Source organism: Arenicella xantha, from assembly GCF_003315245.1.
Classification (GTDB): Bacteria; Pseudomonadota; Gammaproteobacteria; order Arenicellales; family Arenicellaceae; genus Arenicella; species Arenicella xantha.
This window is the reverse complement of record NZ_QNRT01000001.1, coordinates 1,076,706-1,091,846: the sequence shown is the minus strand read 5'-3', so window position 1 is coordinate 1,091,846 and position 15,141 is coordinate 1,076,706. Positions and strand designations below refer to the sequence as shown.

Here is a 15,141-nt window from a genome sequence, read left to right as displayed (position 1 = left end):
CATAGTCATGCCGATATCAATAAAAATTGATCGCACTAGTTGAACTGTCACTGCTCAACTTAATACAGATAGAATTATCTCAGACAAGGTGACCAATGAAATTAACCATACTAGCTAGCCTGCTTCTAGCAATAACCGTTAAACCGTGTTTTGCCGAAGACCCACTTGATTTGCCTTTGATATCAATTTCACATATTGAAAACAATTTTGTGGGAGCCTTTAAAGTAGATTATCAAAATGCGATGACGTCGTATGATGAAAGGTTGAGCACGGGCTATGCAAATGGCCGCATTGCCTATAACAAGAGTACTCAAACGGTTTTTATAGATTCTCACGTTTACACGGATGCTACTGGTGAATTTAAGATTCCGAACACCTTAGGGCAGTCGGGCAATCCGGATAATTTACCTAATGCTACGGCCGTACAAGATTTCACGCCGCTGCTTCCACGTGCATCCACTGCTAACAGTCAAGGCATGGATAGTTTCGGTGGCATGGCCGTAATCGGTAGCGAATTGTATCTGCAAGTCTATGACTATTACGATGCGCCGGCGACGGACACCAACACGACGTTGGTAGTGCGAAATCACAATGATCTAGCTAATTCCGAGGTGAATGGCTTCTTTGATCTTGCCGGCGCCGGAAAAACGCTAAGCTATATCTCACCAATACCAAGGCAATGGCAATCGTTATTACAGGGTAAATATCTTGCGGGTAATGGCGGCGGTGTGCCGATCAATGCGCGGGTAAGCATTGGCCCTAGTTTGTTTGCCTTTAACCCTGCTGATTTTGGTGGAAAAACATCCGGCAATATTCAGAGCAAAGAATGGTTGTCTTACAGCTTAAGCAAGCCATTATCGACCTCGCCGGGCAATTGGGATGGCTACAATGAGTCACTCAATAACAAGCTGTGGACGCACAACAGTGGCGCTTGGTTTGGATTTATTGCTGCTGGCACTCGAACCTTTGTGGTATTGGGTGGGTCAGCCATGCATAACTCTGGCGGCGGCTATAAAATAACCCAGACTAATGGTCGGTTATGTGGTGGCCCATGCCCACGTGATCCGCATGATGCATCGCCTTATTACTGGCTGTATGACGTAAAAGATATTCTCTCCAGCTCGCCATCGAAAACACTTTTACCTTATGAATATGGTGAGTTTGACTCTCGCTATGTTCAATATGGTGAACAAGGTATCACTGGCGCCGTTAGTGGTGGCGCATATGATCCTGATACGGGCAAATTGTTCTTATTGCTGAAGTCGGCGACCGCAAATTCAAATGCGGGTTCACCCGTTGTGTCGGTCTACCAACTTCCGGCACAAAAGAAAACCAATACCACCGTGCCAGTATTACAATTGCTTCTTGATGAATAGTTTAGACACGGAGTTGTTTTAGAAAATCCATCTGTTATTTTCACTGCGTTTTTCAGACGTTGAGCCACTTAAGTGGCTCAACACTAAGAATGGCCTAAACTCGATTCCCTGTGTCGAGCCCAAATAGTCGGTCGAGAGATAGTCGCCCAGGCCCAGTAGCAACGATGGCAAGTAGTGTAACGGCCCACCATGCGGCTGGGTTCCACCAGTGAGACCACTCAGGAAACACAGCCAATTGAATAAACAATGTCATGGCAAGTAGGCCTATTGCGGCAAAGCGGGTGAATAGCCCTGCAATCAGTAGTACCGGAAGCAGAACTTCCATGACACCTGCGGTTAACGCGAAGGCTTTGATAATACTGACAATCGTAGCGCCTTCTTCATAATCGAGAGTTTCTGGATTGCAAAGTAACAATGCGCCTTCACGAATAGGCTCGGGGCAAAAGAACTCATACATGAATAGGTCGTATTTTTCTTCGTTGAACTGAAATAGTCCGTTCCATTTTGTAAGCCCAGAGCTTAGAAAAACCTTCGCTGCTAACAGGCGTAAAAAGAGTTGCGAGAGATCTATAGTTATCAGCCCGGTGGTTTCGGTCAGGCGCTGATAGGTGGATTTAATGCGGCTCATGATCGTCATAATATAGCTTGTGTCTCAGTCGATGATTGGGTTAATACACCAGAACTTAAAAGTGCTGAAAATAGCGCACTTACATCCTCGTTTGGTTGTGCGTTAATAGCCGCTTCTGCCGCGTCAAAAATTGATCCAGAGTCCGCGAGCGTGCGGATGAATTGACCTTCAAATTTGTTCAGCACTCGATAATGAACAACATTGTCTTGGCGCCAAAATAATAGGGATTTGGAGTTTTCATGGTTCAAATTGCCATCTTGGTTGAACTTTAAATGAACCCATTCAAGCATATTGTTACCCGACAGTTGAACTAGCCGAACCGAGCTTGATAGCTGTAATTGGTCTAGGCCTTGGGTATCGTTGTCGTTCAATATTGCGAGAATAGATTGGGCGCTAAGTGGCGCCTCATCTCGGGCAAGCAATGAACTCAACCATGCATAGTCAAGCATCGCAAAATCGACTTGCCGTGATGCGTGAGGGTCTGAGCTATGTTTGGTGCATTTTCTGATGTAATCGCTCAGGCCATCGCCATAGCTAGAGAGCCGCGTATCGCTTGGCCAGTTTTCTGAAATATAGCTTCGGCAAAGCGACTTAAAGGGCTCGTCTCCTAGCACCTTTTTTAGTGTTGGAAAGTTGGCAGATAAGGCGTCGACGCCGGCCTTAAAGGCACCATTTCGGTAGACCTTAAGAAACTCAGGGTTAGACGTTTCAGACAAATACGGTGAGAGTGCCGATGCATCACCGGTGGAAATATACGTTGCGAAGTGCTCAAAAAAGGCGTCAAGCTGTGACATGTTTTTTCCCGCCACTGTGTTTTTTGATTACTGATTGCGCGCGCTCACGTTCAGCGAATAGTTCCGCCCATGGCGGCAAATTATCATCACGTTCGACTAACACCGGCAAGGGGCCAAGACGTTCAAGTGCGTAGTCAAGCAAACTCCAAACGTCTTCGCTCACCGGCTCAGCGTGGCTATCGATATACAGCTTAGTTGCGTGTTCGGGGTCCGGGGTAAAACCAGCTACGTGGATTTCCCCCACCAGATTGGTCGGCAGGGCATCAATATATTTATGCGTGTCCATGCCGCAATTAATACTACTCAGGTACAGATTGTTGACGTCGAGTAACAAGCCACAGCCGGTACGGTTTGCGACATCGACTAAAAACTCAGGCTCATCCATCTCGCTGACAAAATCAAGATAGTTGGTTGGGTTCTCCAGCAAGATGGTTCTTGCGATACCATCTTGATAGGCCGAGACCCCGTCCACCAAGCTTGATAGTGCTTGCTGCGTTCTGGGTAACGGCAGAAGATCCGGAAAATACTGGCCCGCATAACGCGACCAAACAGCGTGTTCAGAAACGCTGCAAGGTTGAAAGTGATCAATCAACTTCTTGATTGAGGCCATGAACGTTGAGTCCAGCGCCTTGCCACTACCCAGCGATGCCGAAACGCCATGAAAACTAATTTGGTGGTTTTGCCTGAGCTTTTCTAAATGCTCAAGTCTCAGGCCGCCGTCGACCAGATAGTTTTCAGTATGTACCTCTAGCCAGAGATCATTCTCTGGCATAGAAGCAATATCCTCAAAGTAGTCGGGCTTAAAACCGACGCCGGCGGAACCTATCATCTTGTTAGTTATACAATCAGTTTTGCTGATTGTTATGCGTTATCTCGATCAAGCTCTTCCAATGACGCGGGGCCGTTTGGAGTAACGATTGATTCACAGCTACCTTTTGGTGCATAGGTCCAAGCGTTGCCTTGAAAGTCAATAGTCGAGGTTCCTTCGCAAGAGGTGCCAGCACCTGCTTTGCAATCATTCTCACCGGCTAAGGCAATGCCATAACACTTGTCTTTTCTACCCTTTGGTGATTTGCCGGTCGCGATCCAAGCATTCAAGCTAGCCGCAACTTTTTCAGAAGCACCTTCGGCAACGGTAAGTTGGTCATTTGGTTTTGCTGAAATAGAGCTCGTCGCTGCAATGGCTGCGCCTGTAAGTAATAATTGAGCCAGTTTAGTCTTGTTCATGAATTTACTCCGAATTGATAATGAAATGAATGTTGCAAGCTATTAGATCGGTGTATTCAGCGATTGCTTGCAAAAAGTTTTTAACGGATGGTTAGAGCTACCGTGAATTAGACTAGCCGCAGCTGAAAAATCAGCTAAGGCGACAGCGCTATTTTTTATGTAATAGTCGGCAGAATACCTCGGTCTAAGTGAGTGAAACACACGCCAAATTTGGCAAAGACATAGAAATCATTGTGACTACAATTACGATCTCACTTCTGATAATTGCAGTGATTGGCTTCATCGCACAGCGGATTGGTATTTGCTTAATTAGAGGTGTGGGCCAGGCGCTCGACGGTGACTCTGCACTGTTACTAGCGATATTACTTAGCGGCTGTTGGCTGTGGGTCTATTTTCTGGCTACCAGTTATCTCGGCTGGGAAAATAGTATGCCACGTTATGCGTTCCACCCGGTCTTCTTGTTAGGTGGATTCATCTTCGGTATCGGTGCCGGAATCAATCAAGCTTGCTCAGTATCGACCATGAACCGATTCACTAAGGGCGACCTGTCGATGATGCTGACCATGGGTGGCTGGGCCGTCGGCTGGTGCTTATGGATGAGCGTTTCGTTGCGGGGCGGTTGGAGCTTTGAGTTCTATCAAACCACAGAGCATTTCTCTAACCAAACTATTTTCTGGTTCTTTGTGCCGGCTTTTTTGATTACCGTGCAACGCTTGGTTTTTAAACCAGATCAGCGCAGACTGTGGCTTGGAATTATTGTCTTCGGCTTGCTCGCTTCTACGCTATTTCTACTGCAACCAGATTGGCCACCAAGCCGTTTAATTCAGGATACCGGCGATGTGATTTTTAATTCGCAGAACACCGATTGGCCGAGTGCTCAGCGCTATTTATTATTACTCGGGCTGACCTTTGGAATGTGGTATTCAGCGATTCGAGCGCAACAGTTTCGTTTGCAAAAAATCACCATCAAGCGCGTTTTTCGACATTTTCCAGCCGGCACGCTAATGGGCATTGGTGGTGCTGTCGCTCTGGGCGGCAATGACTCCCACTTGCTCCTCGGGTTGCCAACTTTGTCGTTCGCAAGCATGGCCGCGGTGGTAGGTATGTTGAGCGGGATTGTGGTGGAGAGGTGGGTATATCGGCGGTATTTTGCTAATTAGGTAGAGCGGAGCTGCCGTTTGCGTGGCGGTTGTGAAGTAAGTTATTGCTGAGAGATATCCATACTTACATTGGTCAATAGATTCGTCTGTTCATGCCTCTAAGTATGGGTTAGTTTGATTCCGCGGTAGTACTCCAGCTCAGAATATATACGGCTGGTATTTTTGTATAGACTTAACTCTGAGTGGGAGAGTCTAGTGGACCGTTGATCGTTAATGCGTGAGAATGGCTTTTTAAAGAACATCTTATTAGGATGAAAACGTGAGAATAATAAAGGGATTTTGCTGCGTGGCGATGCTGAGCTTGGCACCGTTCAGCTTGGTGAAAGCAGAGTCAGATTATGTGGCTTACAGCAAAAAAGGGTTTGATGAGTGTTTTGATAAAACGCTCTCTGGTAAAAAAATAGTGGTGCCTTGTGAGCAACCGTCGCCGGTAATGACTCCAGCCGAGATCCAAGAATCTATCGACCAATTTAGATCATTCGAGAACGGTGATATTGTCGAGGCTGTTTTTGAGGCCGCTCGACAGCGGGACACCCTTCCTAAAGCAGAAAGCCCTTTTGGTCAGAAAATCAAACCGAAAGAGAGTGTGAACAGTCATTCGAAAGAGCAATCATCTAACCGTAACGATAATTTTCAAAAGTACCTACAATTTCGATCTCAGTTCAAACCCGAAGTTGCTCAAAAGATGGGAGGCGTAAAGAACGAAAGATATCTTGTTACATTGGCGTTTTCGAACGACGGAGATTTCCCAAAAAAGCACTCAAGCGGTGAAGTTTTTATAGGCAATGATTCGGAAGCATACGCCAGTGATTGGAAATCTATTATTTTCAAACATTATTTAGGCGATGACTATAATCGCTATCAGCCAGTATTGGGTGCAGTGCACGAGGTCGCTGTAATCCAGGTTCTCGTCGATGTTAGTAAAGATTTGGCAAAGATCGTGGAAAACCAACCGGTGGAATCAATTTCGCATATTGGAGGCCCTGAGGGGAGCCTAGATGAGAGTTCTCACCTTCCATTAAAAACAAAGCGGTAGGGGTATTACTAGCAAGATGCTCAATGTGATGTAACGAAATAGCTGGGACACCCAGACTAAGAGCCAGTCTCCACCAAGCCACTTAATCCAGGATACCAGCGACGTAATTTTTGATCCGCAGAACACCGATTGGTCGAGTACTATTTGGAGTGGGTGTCCCGCTAATTTCCGATTTAGAGCTCAATATAAAACAGTGCCGCTGACAGCGTAAGACAAGTCATTTATATAAGCTTATATACGTGTCGATAAAATAGAAAAACATCGACACATCTTGTTGACGTGTCGATGCCATCGACATAAGCTCCCTACGTGTCGAAATAATCGAAGAATATAAACATATGCAATGGGATCCAAGTAAACCCTATAACGAACTTCCTTTGTTGCCTCCTTCCGTTGAGTTAGAAACTAAAGCAGTATTAAAGAGCTGTATTAACGCTAGAGCTGCACTCGCTGAACTAAAACAAGCTGCAGATTTAATACCTAATCAAGCGATGTTGATTAATACTTTGCCGCTGCTTGAAGCTAAAGATAGTTCTGAAATAGAAAATATCGTGACCACCTCCGACAAGCTATTTAAGTTTGCCGAACATGATGATCAAGCCGATTCAGCTACGAAGGAAGCTCTACGTTATCGAAGGGCTCTTTACGAAGGTTGGAAGGCTTTATCTCAGCGACCCCTAAATACTAATAGCGCAGAGACAATATGCAGCCAGATAAAGGGTGTGGAAATGTTGGTACGAAAAGTGCCGGGCACAAATTTAACTAACACTGCTACTGGAGAAACTATTTATACACCTCCAGTAGGTGAGACATTACTAAGAAGTCTGCTTGGTAACTGGGAGAAGCTACTTCATGAGCAGCCTGAGTTAGACCCATTAATCCGTATGGCCGTTATGCATTATCAATTTGAGGCAATTCACCCATTCACAGATGGCAATGGTCGTACCGGGCGAGTCTTAAACATTTTATATTTGGTTCAAGAGGAACTGCTAAATCTACCGATTCTCTATTTAAGCCGTTACATTATTGCTAATAAGGCAGACTACTACACCAAGCTACTTGCAGTCACAAAAAATGAATCTTGGGAAGACTGGTTGTTGTATATGTTGGAGGCAGTAAGAAGTACCGCAACTTGGACAACACAAAAAATAAGTAACATACGTCGGCTAGCTGACCATACGACAGAACATGTTCGGTATAAGTTGCCAAAGATATACAGCCGGGAATTAATCGATGTGATCTTTGCTCAACCTTACTGCCGTATTGGTGATCTAGTCACAGCGGGTATCGCTAAACGGCAAACCGCATCTGAATACTTAAAGAAGTTAGTTGAAATAGGGGTTTTAGAACAGAACCAACTTGGGCGTGAGCAGCTATTTTTACACCCTAAGTTAGTCAAGTTAGTGACACAGGATAACAACGAATTCGAGCTGTATTAGCCTCTATGCTTAATTGTGAGTTTGGGCTTCCCAGACTATAGTAGACACTTTCTAGCAGGGAATAGTATTTGTTTTCAAACTGGATGCATCCATAATGGACAGACACGACTAGAAGAAACCAGATTGACCTACTTGGTTTATTACTGTGTACTTCGAATAGGTTCGTTTTTTACGCCGTGATAGGTATTTTGACGTTTTCAGCCTAAAATTGCTGTGTTCCTTATATTGTGTACGAGTGTCGGCCTCGCGTAGCGCGATAGTCGCTTTCTGAATTGAATATGCTTTAGTCTAAGTAGGAAGCAAGTGGCGTTGATGTCGTGCGGATGGAACCCGTTTGTAGCCTTGGTTACTGCAAGCTTGTTTAACGATGTGTTCTGAGCCTACCCAGTTTCTAAATTGCCGCTCAAATTGTGTGGTGAGTATTTGCCAGGAATCGATTGGCAGGTTTAATCGACCAAGAATAGGTGGTAGCTCTTCGCTTATGGCTCCGCGCTTATCTTGTCTGATGACTCGTCCAGTCCAATCGACGAGCTCTATATACTCTTTTAGTTTAAACGGAATTCCGATGGAATCTTGTTTAGTTCCCACGAAGCTCTCTAAATAGCGCGGCTCTGCTTGTGACGTTTGCAGCAAGTGAATTCGTTTACGAACAGCGGTATGCTCAGAGACTTCTGGGGTGGCTGCCATCTTGGCTCGAACGGGGTTTAAGTCTACGTAAGCCATACAGGACAAGAGTGCACGCTCGTCTAATAATGCTTGGCTCTTAAATCGACTTTCCCAGAATGAGCCAGTACATTTGTCTTCGGCGTTGGCTTTACGAGCAATAAACTCATTGACGATGCGCATAAACCAAGAAATATCAGTGAGGCGTTCTCGCCAAACAACAATGTCTTTGTTCAGAGCTTCTCGTTCAACGTCAAGTAGCGGCTCACCTGCCAGATAGCGTTGTGAGAATAGGGTGCCGTTGAATAGCTGATGCCAGCGTGTGACTACCTCCTTATTAGACCAATCAGAGGCAAGGTCTTGGCGCACATGCAGTACCACGTGATAGTGATTACTCATTACTGCATAAGAACAGAGCTTAATCGCGAATATAGATGCTGTATCGAGCAGTTTTTTCTCTAACCAGCTGCGGCGATGCTCAAAAGACTGCCCAGTGTAGTGATCAACGCCACATAAAAACGCACGTCGCACGCAGCGAGAGGCACAATGGTAATAGGGCGTTTCAGACAGTGAAACGAGTGATTTCCTTGGTAGAGTCATCCATGGCTCCGTTAATTTCCGTATGAGAGTTTACATTCTCATGTTTTAATGGGCATTGCAATTATTTTGAGTGGGTGTCCCGCTAATTCGTTCTTTGAAAATTTTCTTGCTGGTCCACGAGTCTGTATTATCAATCTAAGTTTATCTGACCGAATCAGAGTACAGCAGATGACAAATCATCTCAACATATGATTAATAATCCCCGTTCAAAATAACATAAGTTATTATTTATATTCGTATTAATTAAATATATCTATATTAAGGGGTAAATGTGGGGTAATTATAGCTTCTGATTGTGGGGTTATGGCCTTATGTTCTCCCAGGGACTTCAGAGCAGCCGATGCCAATTTGTCATCCTTGTAGACTTTATAAGCGCTTTTTGCCTCAGTGATTAACTGTTCTGATCTCTCTAAATTCCCAGCTATAGCTTCTTCCCTCGCCCAATACAGGCCACATATAAACTCATTTCTCCTGTTCTTATCCTTGCGGAGAGCTATTCTCGCGTTGGTATAAAACTCCCGTCCATTTTCAGTATCACCAGCCCTAAATAGGAGCAAGCCAGTAGTGGCCATTAGCGAATGAATTTCTGTATCTTTGCCGTTCTCCACAGCAGTCTTTATGATTTTGCTTGCCTCCATCAGTTGACCAGAACAGACGAGGCTGACCGCATAGTTATTTGCAACCGTTTGGTCAGTTGGATTAGCGATATAAGCGGGTTTCATTAGCTCAAGCGCAGCATTGGGATCGTTTAGTACGCTTAGCGCAACCATTGACCCATTTAAAGCTGGGCGTTTAGAAAAGGGCTCTACTGCTTGCCATGCGCGGGAGCTTTCTAGCACTTTACCCCAATTGCCATTTTTGAAGGCCCTGGTTTCCATTGCCTCAAAAGCTCTTGTGTTATCGATTGTTTCTTGCGGAATTACCAGGTTTTGGTGAAAGTTCGAGAACCACTGTGCTTGTGCAAGCGCATTCTCAGTGGGGTCAGTAATGGCGACATTAAACAATTTTTTGGCTGTTCTATCAGAGCCATGTCCTGCTTCTAAACTGGCTAATCCTGTTAATAGCTCGCTTCTGGAAAAAGTTGTCCAAGTAGGATCGTTAGAGAGGCGTAGCAGTCTGTTGACTGATTTTTGGGGGGTTTGAGCGATTTCACGTGATGCTATAAGCGCTGACGCTAGCCATGGGTCGGAAAGCGCTCGGCCAGACTTTGCAAGTACATCTATCGCTCGATCTGGTAATTCTCTATGAATGAAGTATCTGACAGCAACGCGAGCCACGTATCTACTACTGGGCGACAATTGGCACGCAATTTTGATGGCTTGCTCGCATTTTTTCGATGAATGTAGGCCTAAGATAGTGTAGGAGCGAGCTAAAGCCAGCCAGGCAAATGAGCTGAGCGGCTGGCTGCGAGTAGCATTTCTCGCTAATCTGAGTTGAGCGCCAATTCCATCTCGAGAACTAGGAAGCATATAGTTGCTTTGAATCGCCTGCGTGGCTTCAGCTCTTTCCATAAGTTTCAAGGCAATATCACAGCCTCCGTACTGTATAAATTCAGATTGTATTTTCTCTCTTGAAATTGAGCTCCAATCGCCGAAGGCCTCGAAGGCTATAGCGAGTTCGATAGCCGAATCAGGGCTTTTGGTTGAGCTCCATTTGACGTAAGACTTCTCTAAATCTGAGTTTAGAACAAGAGGTGTAAAGTTCTTGTTTCCTTCAGAATATCTAAGCGCATCATTATCTGATGCAAGTCTCCATCGAGGAATTACTCGTCGGGACTTGCGGCTAATTAAGCTATGCATTACTTGTTCTTGATTGTGCTAAATGCGTTTTTAAAAGTCGGTCAAGCCTTGATATGAAGGGATGTAGTGAATGTCGATCAATTCTGGTGCTGAAGGATTTGCTTCCTCTCTGCGCTGGGTCTGGGTTGGTGAGCTCCTTGATAATGGTGATGAGTTCTCTTTCAATTTCGGATTCGCAATCGTTAATTGCATCCGAAAATATTTCTTCAAAAACTATAACTAAATGGGGGAGGACTTGATCGTAGGTATCTGAAAAATTACCTGGTTTTAGAGGTTCGGTTAAGCGTTTCATCCATTCTCGAGTTAGTGGAATATCACTCTCTGATAAGTATTGCCACATTAGAGAGCCAAAAAGGTAAAGGTCACTTGAGGTTCTTTTCAGATTCCAGTTTGAAGTTTGAACTCTGTACAATCTATCTGGCGCTGCGTACATTCCTTGTCCTGCCCAATCAGCTAAATCATGTGCTATGCCATCTCCTTCTATGCTGGCTCTGCCGAGGTCTGTTATTTTTCCTCGATCTTCGCCTTTTTCTTTTGTTTTGAGAATGTTAGAGGGCTTTATGTCTTGGTGGGCTATAGATCGTTGGTGTAGTTGAGAAAGACCAACGCAGACATCCTTCATAAGTTGAAGTCTAAAGCCGAAAGAGTCCTGCACCTCAGTAACATTTTTTATGTGTCCATTGCTTTCGGCCTTCTCGAAAGCCATGTATGCGTATTCTAGATCTCCATTATCATCGCTAACCTCACCGACATCGACAAGCTTAGCAATTCGCTTTAAGTTGTGCTTTAGACAAACTTCTAGTAACCGGCGCTCATGATTGAATGCGTGTGTTTCCCTTTCAATTTGTTGCGTGGCAGTTTCACCTTCGAACCTTCTCCTTTGAGTGCCGAAAACAATGGTTTTAATAAAAACCTCTTCTCCTGTTTTCAAGTCTATGCCAAATTTTCCATCTCCAAAATAACCGTTGTAATCGTATTTTCCTAATCGATCGTCAGTTACTTGAAAACGCTCGTTTAGCGTGACTCCCTTGAGTTCCTTTCTCGAGTTTGATTTCATACCCTAATAATAGAGGCATGTTTCATAGATGCCAACCCTCAGTCATAAGTTTCATTACCCTCTATTTGCCCCTTGATCAAGACAAGGGTTATTGTTTTTTGAGAAAGTATCAAAAAAATTATATAAAACAGTGGTTTAATGGTGGCCAGGGACAGAATCGAACTGCCGACACGGGGATTTTCAGTGTGTCTTTGAAGCAATAAGCTTAGATTATCTGGGATAATCTAAGCGTAACTAGGCGATACATAAGCTAATTAGTAATCAGTAATTTATAGTAATTAGAGGTAAGTTGTAAAAGCTGACGAATGTACCTAATTTGTACCCATGGAGTAAGTTTAGATAAATAATATTTGAAGCACTAGTCCTCGACTAATTTAAAGCCTTTAACTTCGTAGTCTTCGACAACTTTAGTGTATGCTTTCTTGCCAGCATGTTGTTTCCTGAAGGCAGTAAATGCTTTTTGGTTTGAGCAGTCGAGCTCATCATAAGCTGCTTTTTTAGGTTTTTGAATGGGTGAAGGTGTTACCCTAACCATCTTCTCAAGATCAAATATTGGTATCTCCGGACGTGTACCGTAAGAGGATTTACCTCCATACTTAACTCCACCGTACATAGCAGCTTGCGTTAGTCGTGATGCATCTTGTTCCCCTAGCATGTCTCTGAAAACGGTATCGGCATGCTTTTTTTTACCTTTCTCTCCAACGGCGTACAGCCAGTCGTGAACAACACCAGCTTCCATAAAATCTTTTGATCTTATAGCAGGAGTAATAAAGTTCGGAATAGATAAGAAATCTGTTTCAAATCCTGTCGGAACTCGATAGACCTCGTTACTTCCCTCATGGCAGTAGAAATAATCGCTCAAAACTACGCCTATTTTCCTTCCATCTCGTTCCTGATCATGAAAAATAGCAACAGCTAAAAATGGAGATAGTAGGCAGTTTTCACACTCTTCTTTAAATTCCATGGTCTTTTCATATTCAAACCTCTGTGCATGAACATTTATACAAAAGCAGAATAGCGTTACAAATGCGAACAGTTTAATTTTTATCATATGCCTGTATTCCTACTATTTAATGTATCGAAGCCCAGAATTCGAAGAAAGCCTATCTTTCCAGTTTTTATCTACTGCTTCGTTTAATTCTTTTAGGTTGTTTAGAGTTAAGCACCACTCCCTCCCTCTACTATAGCCATCAAACATTATGTTGGCTACCGCCTCTATTGCGTCATCATTATCATGCTGTAAGCCAAACCAATGACCGACTTCATGAGTGATTGTGTGTTGCAAGAGTACGGTGGGTCCCTCACCAAATGTCCCGTTCTCAATTTTTAGACTTTTGGATCTCATAAGAAACTTATAGTTATCAGTATTTAATGCGATAGCGCCATCTGGTGACCCACAAGCGATTTTACTTTCCGTTAGTTCGCAATATGGATTTTCCTTTCCCAGATAAATTGGAAGCTCGAAGCAATCCTCAGACGGACAAGATTCTTTAGCAAAGTTGTTTCTATTGCACAGCTGGCTTTCAACAAAATCATTCATAGTGAATAAGTTTTCGCGACTGCATATTTTATTTGTCACTTTCGACATTTTTGCTCGTATGTAGTCTGCGACGGGCTGTCTTCCAAGGTTTGCAAAATTGACTCGAGATACTGAATGAGGGTCATATTGAGCATACTTTCGTGAGTTGTTTAAGGCATAGCTCCACTTGTCATGGGTTATTGAGTCTAGCCAAAGAGAATTATTGATCTCGACAAGGTTAAGAGAGGCTGAACTGCATCTTGCGCAACCACTACGCCAAAGTCCGATAGAGCTCAAAATTGTACTAGATAATTTTTCTAAACAAGGTTTATCGCAAGTGCGGGATACATCAATAATTTTTATCTTAAGTAATTTCGCACGAAGCAAAGGAGAGGGTACCCCTGCAGGTTGGTTGCCAAGAATAGGTATCGGCTCCGCAGCTCGATTGTTAGGCGCTATGTTATTGCAGTAGTGCTCAAGTGGAGTAGCTACGAGAAAATCCTCGCGATTATCTGTTGTTCGTTTGACGAGCTCGCCTGACATTGATGACATGGTGATCGAGTAACAAATCAGAAATATGAGAAATTTCGATGCTAGTTTCACTGAGTAAGCCAAATCAAATATAAGTCTATCGGGACCATTCACGTTTGTCGGTTTCTGTCTTAGGTACAAACCCTGGATTACGATATGTATCTTGCCTTCCTTCTTCATCTATATCCCATATTTCTCCAGTTGAAACGTTTAGAATGGTGTGAAGTCCGGCCTGAATCAGAAATCTTTTTGTCTCGATTTCCGCTGTTCCACTTTTACCTCCAGAGCTTATTTTATAAAGGCCGTTAGGTAATTCTTCGTTGTAATTAGCTAATCGAAATGGGTTTGTTTTTGAGATAGGTGAACCATCCAATCCTGGTTCCATACCAATTGCTTTTACCAAACGGCTTCGTAAAAGTAAGTGGTTTTCGCTATCTAGTGAATCCTCCAGATATCTATAAACTATAGGTTTCAGTGTCTTTGTGTTTGAGACTAAATTAAGAGCTTCTTGATAATTTGGGTTGTACTGGCGCTTGCCAAAGATGCTTTTGAAATACTCGATTTCTCCGGATATAAGACCTGTAGTCCGTGAGTCTAACAATATTCTATTTGATGATTGCCACTCAGATAAAATTTCTTCTACCTGATCATTTGTCTTTCTGAAATCAGGCTTAATACTCTGGGACATAACTGTCAAAGGAATAGCCATTAAGATAATAACTGTTAATAAAACTAAAGACTTATGCATGGGGTCTACAACTCCGCTCTTTCGCTTAAAGTTAGTGTAATTATTGGGTTCAGTTGTTTTATGTTTAGGACAGTTTTGAATCATTTGTGTCTAACAGAGCTAATGATGTCAATCGCATACTTTTGGTTAAATCCCGCGAGAAAACCCCAAAATAGTAATTTGGCATATTCTGCCATTCCGGTCGCGTGCTGGTCGAGAAGAGCATCGAGACCTGAACGAACTTGTGGATCCTCTTTAAATGTAGGGAACAGCTCACCGCCAACCAGTCCAGAAAGAAAGAGAATGTAAAGCATAATCGATAAAATACCCCCAACAATGGCGGGTGTAATTAATGCTAGCCATGAGTTTGAGAGCTCGATAACTTCATCGTCGTCTAGATCTCCTAGGCTTTTGTGTATACTTAAATAGCTGCCAAGATTTCCAAAGATAAATAGTAGGGCTAAAACACGTATTTCATTGCCAAAATAGAAGATGCAAATAGCTGTTCCTATTAGAATAACGAAGATAGTTATTAGTCTTCTCCATAGTATATTTAATGATTTTTGTCTCGTCATTCTCTTGCGT

The 15,141-nt window shown here is 43.5% G+C and carries 15 protein-coding genes; 4 read left to right on the top strand and 11 right to left on the bottom strand.

Translation table 11 applies throughout. The features are described from left to right. Positions 1–95 precede the first annotated feature (95 nt). Positions 96–1,376 carry a hypothetical protein gene (locus DFR28_RS04610; protein ID WP_113953100.1) on the top strand — a complete coding sequence of 427 codons (1,281 nt, stop codon included), beginning with the start codon at positions 96–98 and terminating at the stop codon, positions 1,374–1,376. A 94-nt stretch (positions 1,377–1,470) separates the two neighbouring features. Here DFR28_RS04610 and DFR28_RS04605 read toward each other — a convergent pair whose 3' ends face one another. Genes DFR28_RS04605 through DFR28_RS04590 form a run of 4 tightly spaced genes read right to left on the bottom strand, consistent with a single transcriptional unit; the run spans position 1,471 to position 4,025 of the window. Further along, positions 1,471–2,013, bottom strand: coding sequence for a DoxX family protein (locus tag DFR28_RS04605; protein ID WP_113953099.1), 543 nt, complete (start codon positions 2,011–2,013; stop codon positions 1,471–1,473). Then, positions 2,010–2,798, bottom strand: a complete 789-nt coding sequence (locus tag DFR28_RS04600) for an HvfC/BufC N-terminal domain-containing protein (protein ID WP_113953098.1) — start codon at positions 2,796–2,798, stop codon at positions 2,010–2,012. The genes DFR28_RS04605 and DFR28_RS04600 overlap by 4 nt, the downstream gene beginning before the upstream one ends. Next, a complete protein-coding gene (gene bufB, locus DFR28_RS04595) occupies positions 2,785–3,627 on the bottom strand; it encodes an MNIO family bufferin maturase (protein ID WP_113953097.1) in 843 nt (280 codons plus the stop codon). The genes DFR28_RS04600 and bufB overlap by 14 nt, the downstream gene beginning before the upstream one ends. A gap of 32 nt (positions 3,628–3,659) precedes the next feature. Continuing rightward, the gene (locus DFR28_RS04590; protein ID WP_113953096.1) at positions 3,660–4,025 is read right to left on the bottom strand and encodes a BufA1 family periplasmic bufferin-type metallophore; all 366 of its coding nucleotides are present in this window, start codon (positions 4,023–4,025) and stop codon (positions 3,660–3,662) included. Positions 4,026–4,213: 188 nt separating this feature from the next. Between DFR28_RS04590 and DFR28_RS04585 the strand changes: the two genes are divergently transcribed. From DFR28_RS04585 to fic, 3 genes are all read left to right on the top strand, one after another. After that, complete coding sequence (locus DFR28_RS04585) at positions 4,214–5,185, top strand: YeeE/YedE thiosulfate transporter family protein (protein WP_113953095.1); 972 nt, start codon at positions 4,214–4,216, stop codon at positions 5,183–5,185. 286 nt (positions 5,186–5,471) lie between these two features. Next, positions 5,472–6,221: a hypothetical protein gene (locus tag DFR28_RS04580; RefSeq protein ID WP_147250929.1), complete on the top strand. Its 750-nt coding sequence runs from the start codon at positions 5,472–5,474 to the stop codon at positions 6,219–6,221. 338 nt (positions 6,222–6,559) lie between these two features. Further along, positions 6,560–7,660, top strand: a complete 1,101-nt coding sequence (gene fic, locus DFR28_RS04575; protein WP_113953093.1) for a protein adenylyltransferase Fic — start codon at positions 6,560–6,562, stop codon at positions 7,658–7,660. A gap of 288 nt (positions 7,661–7,948) precedes the next feature. On the opposite strand, the gene DFR28_RS04570 is transcribed toward fic, so the two are convergent. From DFR28_RS04570 to DFR28_RS04540, 7 genes are all read right to left on the bottom strand, one after another. Beyond that, positions 7,949–8,923, bottom strand: a complete 975-nt coding sequence (locus DFR28_RS04570) for a transposase (protein WP_113953092.1) — start codon at positions 8,921–8,923, stop codon at positions 7,949–7,951. 239 nt (positions 8,924–9,162) lie between these two features. Further along, positions 9,163–10,722, bottom strand: a complete 1,560-nt coding sequence (locus tag DFR28_RS04565; RefSeq protein ID WP_113953091.1) for a tetratricopeptide repeat protein — start codon at positions 10,720–10,722, stop codon at positions 9,163–9,165. Beyond that, positions 10,715–11,779, bottom strand: a complete 1,065-nt coding sequence (locus tag DFR28_RS04560; RefSeq protein WP_113953090.1) for a protein kinase domain-containing protein — start codon at positions 11,777–11,779, stop codon at positions 10,715–10,717. The genes DFR28_RS04565 and DFR28_RS04560 overlap by 8 nt, the downstream gene beginning before the upstream one ends. Before the next feature lie 358 nt (positions 11,780–12,137). Beyond that, a complete protein-coding gene (locus tag DFR28_RS04555; RefSeq protein WP_113953089.1) occupies positions 12,138–12,830 on the bottom strand; it encodes a DUF1353 domain-containing protein in 693 nt (230 codons plus the stop codon). A gap of 15 nt (positions 12,831–12,845) precedes the next feature. Then, a complete protein-coding gene (locus DFR28_RS04550; protein WP_147250928.1) occupies positions 12,846–13,850 on the bottom strand; it encodes a hypothetical protein in 1,005 nt (334 codons plus the stop codon). A gap of 76 nt (positions 13,851–13,926) precedes the next feature. Beyond that, positions 13,927–14,577, bottom strand: coding sequence for a hypothetical protein (locus DFR28_RS04545; RefSeq protein ID WP_147250927.1), 651 nt, complete (start codon positions 14,575–14,577; stop codon positions 13,927–13,929). 80 nt (positions 14,578–14,657) lie between these two features. Continuing rightward, positions 14,658–15,131 (bottom strand): hypothetical protein, encoded by a 474-nt coding sequence (locus tag DFR28_RS04540; protein ID WP_113953086.1) that lies wholly within the window; start codon positions 15,129–15,131, stop codon positions 14,658–14,660. Positions 15,132–15,141 lie beyond the last annotated feature (10 nt).

Bases quoted from the DNA above. Each gene is read 5' to 3' on its own strand.
- DFR28_RS04590 (WP_113953096.1), bottom strand. From the start codon at position 4,025: ATGAACAAGACTAAACTGGCTCAATTATTACTTACAGGCGCAGCCATT.
- DFR28_RS04565 (WP_113953091.1), bottom strand. From the start codon at position 10,722: ATGCATAGCTTAATTAGCCGCAAGTCCCGACGAGTAATTCCTCGATGG.
- bufB (WP_113953097.1), bottom strand. From the start codon at position 3,627: ATGATAGGTTCCGCCGGCGTCGGTTTTAAGCCCGACTACTTTGAGGAT.
- DFR28_RS04605 (WP_113953099.1), bottom strand. From the start codon at position 2,013: ATGACGATCATGAGCCGCATTAAATCCACCTATCAGCGCCTGACCGAA.
- DFR28_RS04555 (WP_113953089.1), bottom strand. From the start codon at position 12,830: ATGATAAAAATTAAACTGTTCGCATTTGTAACGCTATTCTGCTTTTGT.
- DFR28_RS04570 (WP_113953092.1), bottom strand. From the start codon at position 8,923: ATGACTCTACCAAGGAAATCACTCGTTTCACTGTCTGAAACGCCCTAT.
- DFR28_RS04610 (WP_113953100.1), top strand. From the start codon at position 96: ATGAAATTAACCATACTAGCTAGCCTGCTTCTAGCAATAACCGTTAAA.
- fic (WP_113953093.1), top strand. From the start codon at position 6,560: ATGCAATGGGATCCAAGTAAACCCTATAACGAACTTCCTTTGTTGCCT.
- DFR28_RS04600 (WP_113953098.1), bottom strand. From the start codon at position 2,798: ATGTCACAGCTTGACGCCTTTTTTGAGCACTTCGCAACGTATATTTCC.
- DFR28_RS04550 (WP_147250928.1), bottom strand. From the start codon at position 13,850: ATGTCATCAATGTCAGGCGAGCTCGTCAAACGAACAACAGATAATCGC.
- DFR28_RS04545 (WP_147250927.1), bottom strand. From the start codon at position 14,577: ATGCATAAGTCTTTAGTTTTATTAACAGTTATTATCTTAATGGCTATT.
- DFR28_RS04540 (WP_113953086.1), bottom strand. From the start codon at position 15,131: ATGACGAGACAAAAATCATTAAATATACTATGGAGAAGACTAATAACT.
- DFR28_RS04560 (WP_113953090.1), bottom strand. From the start codon at position 11,779: ATGAAATCAAACTCGAGAAAGGAACTCAAGGGAGTCACGCTAAACGAG.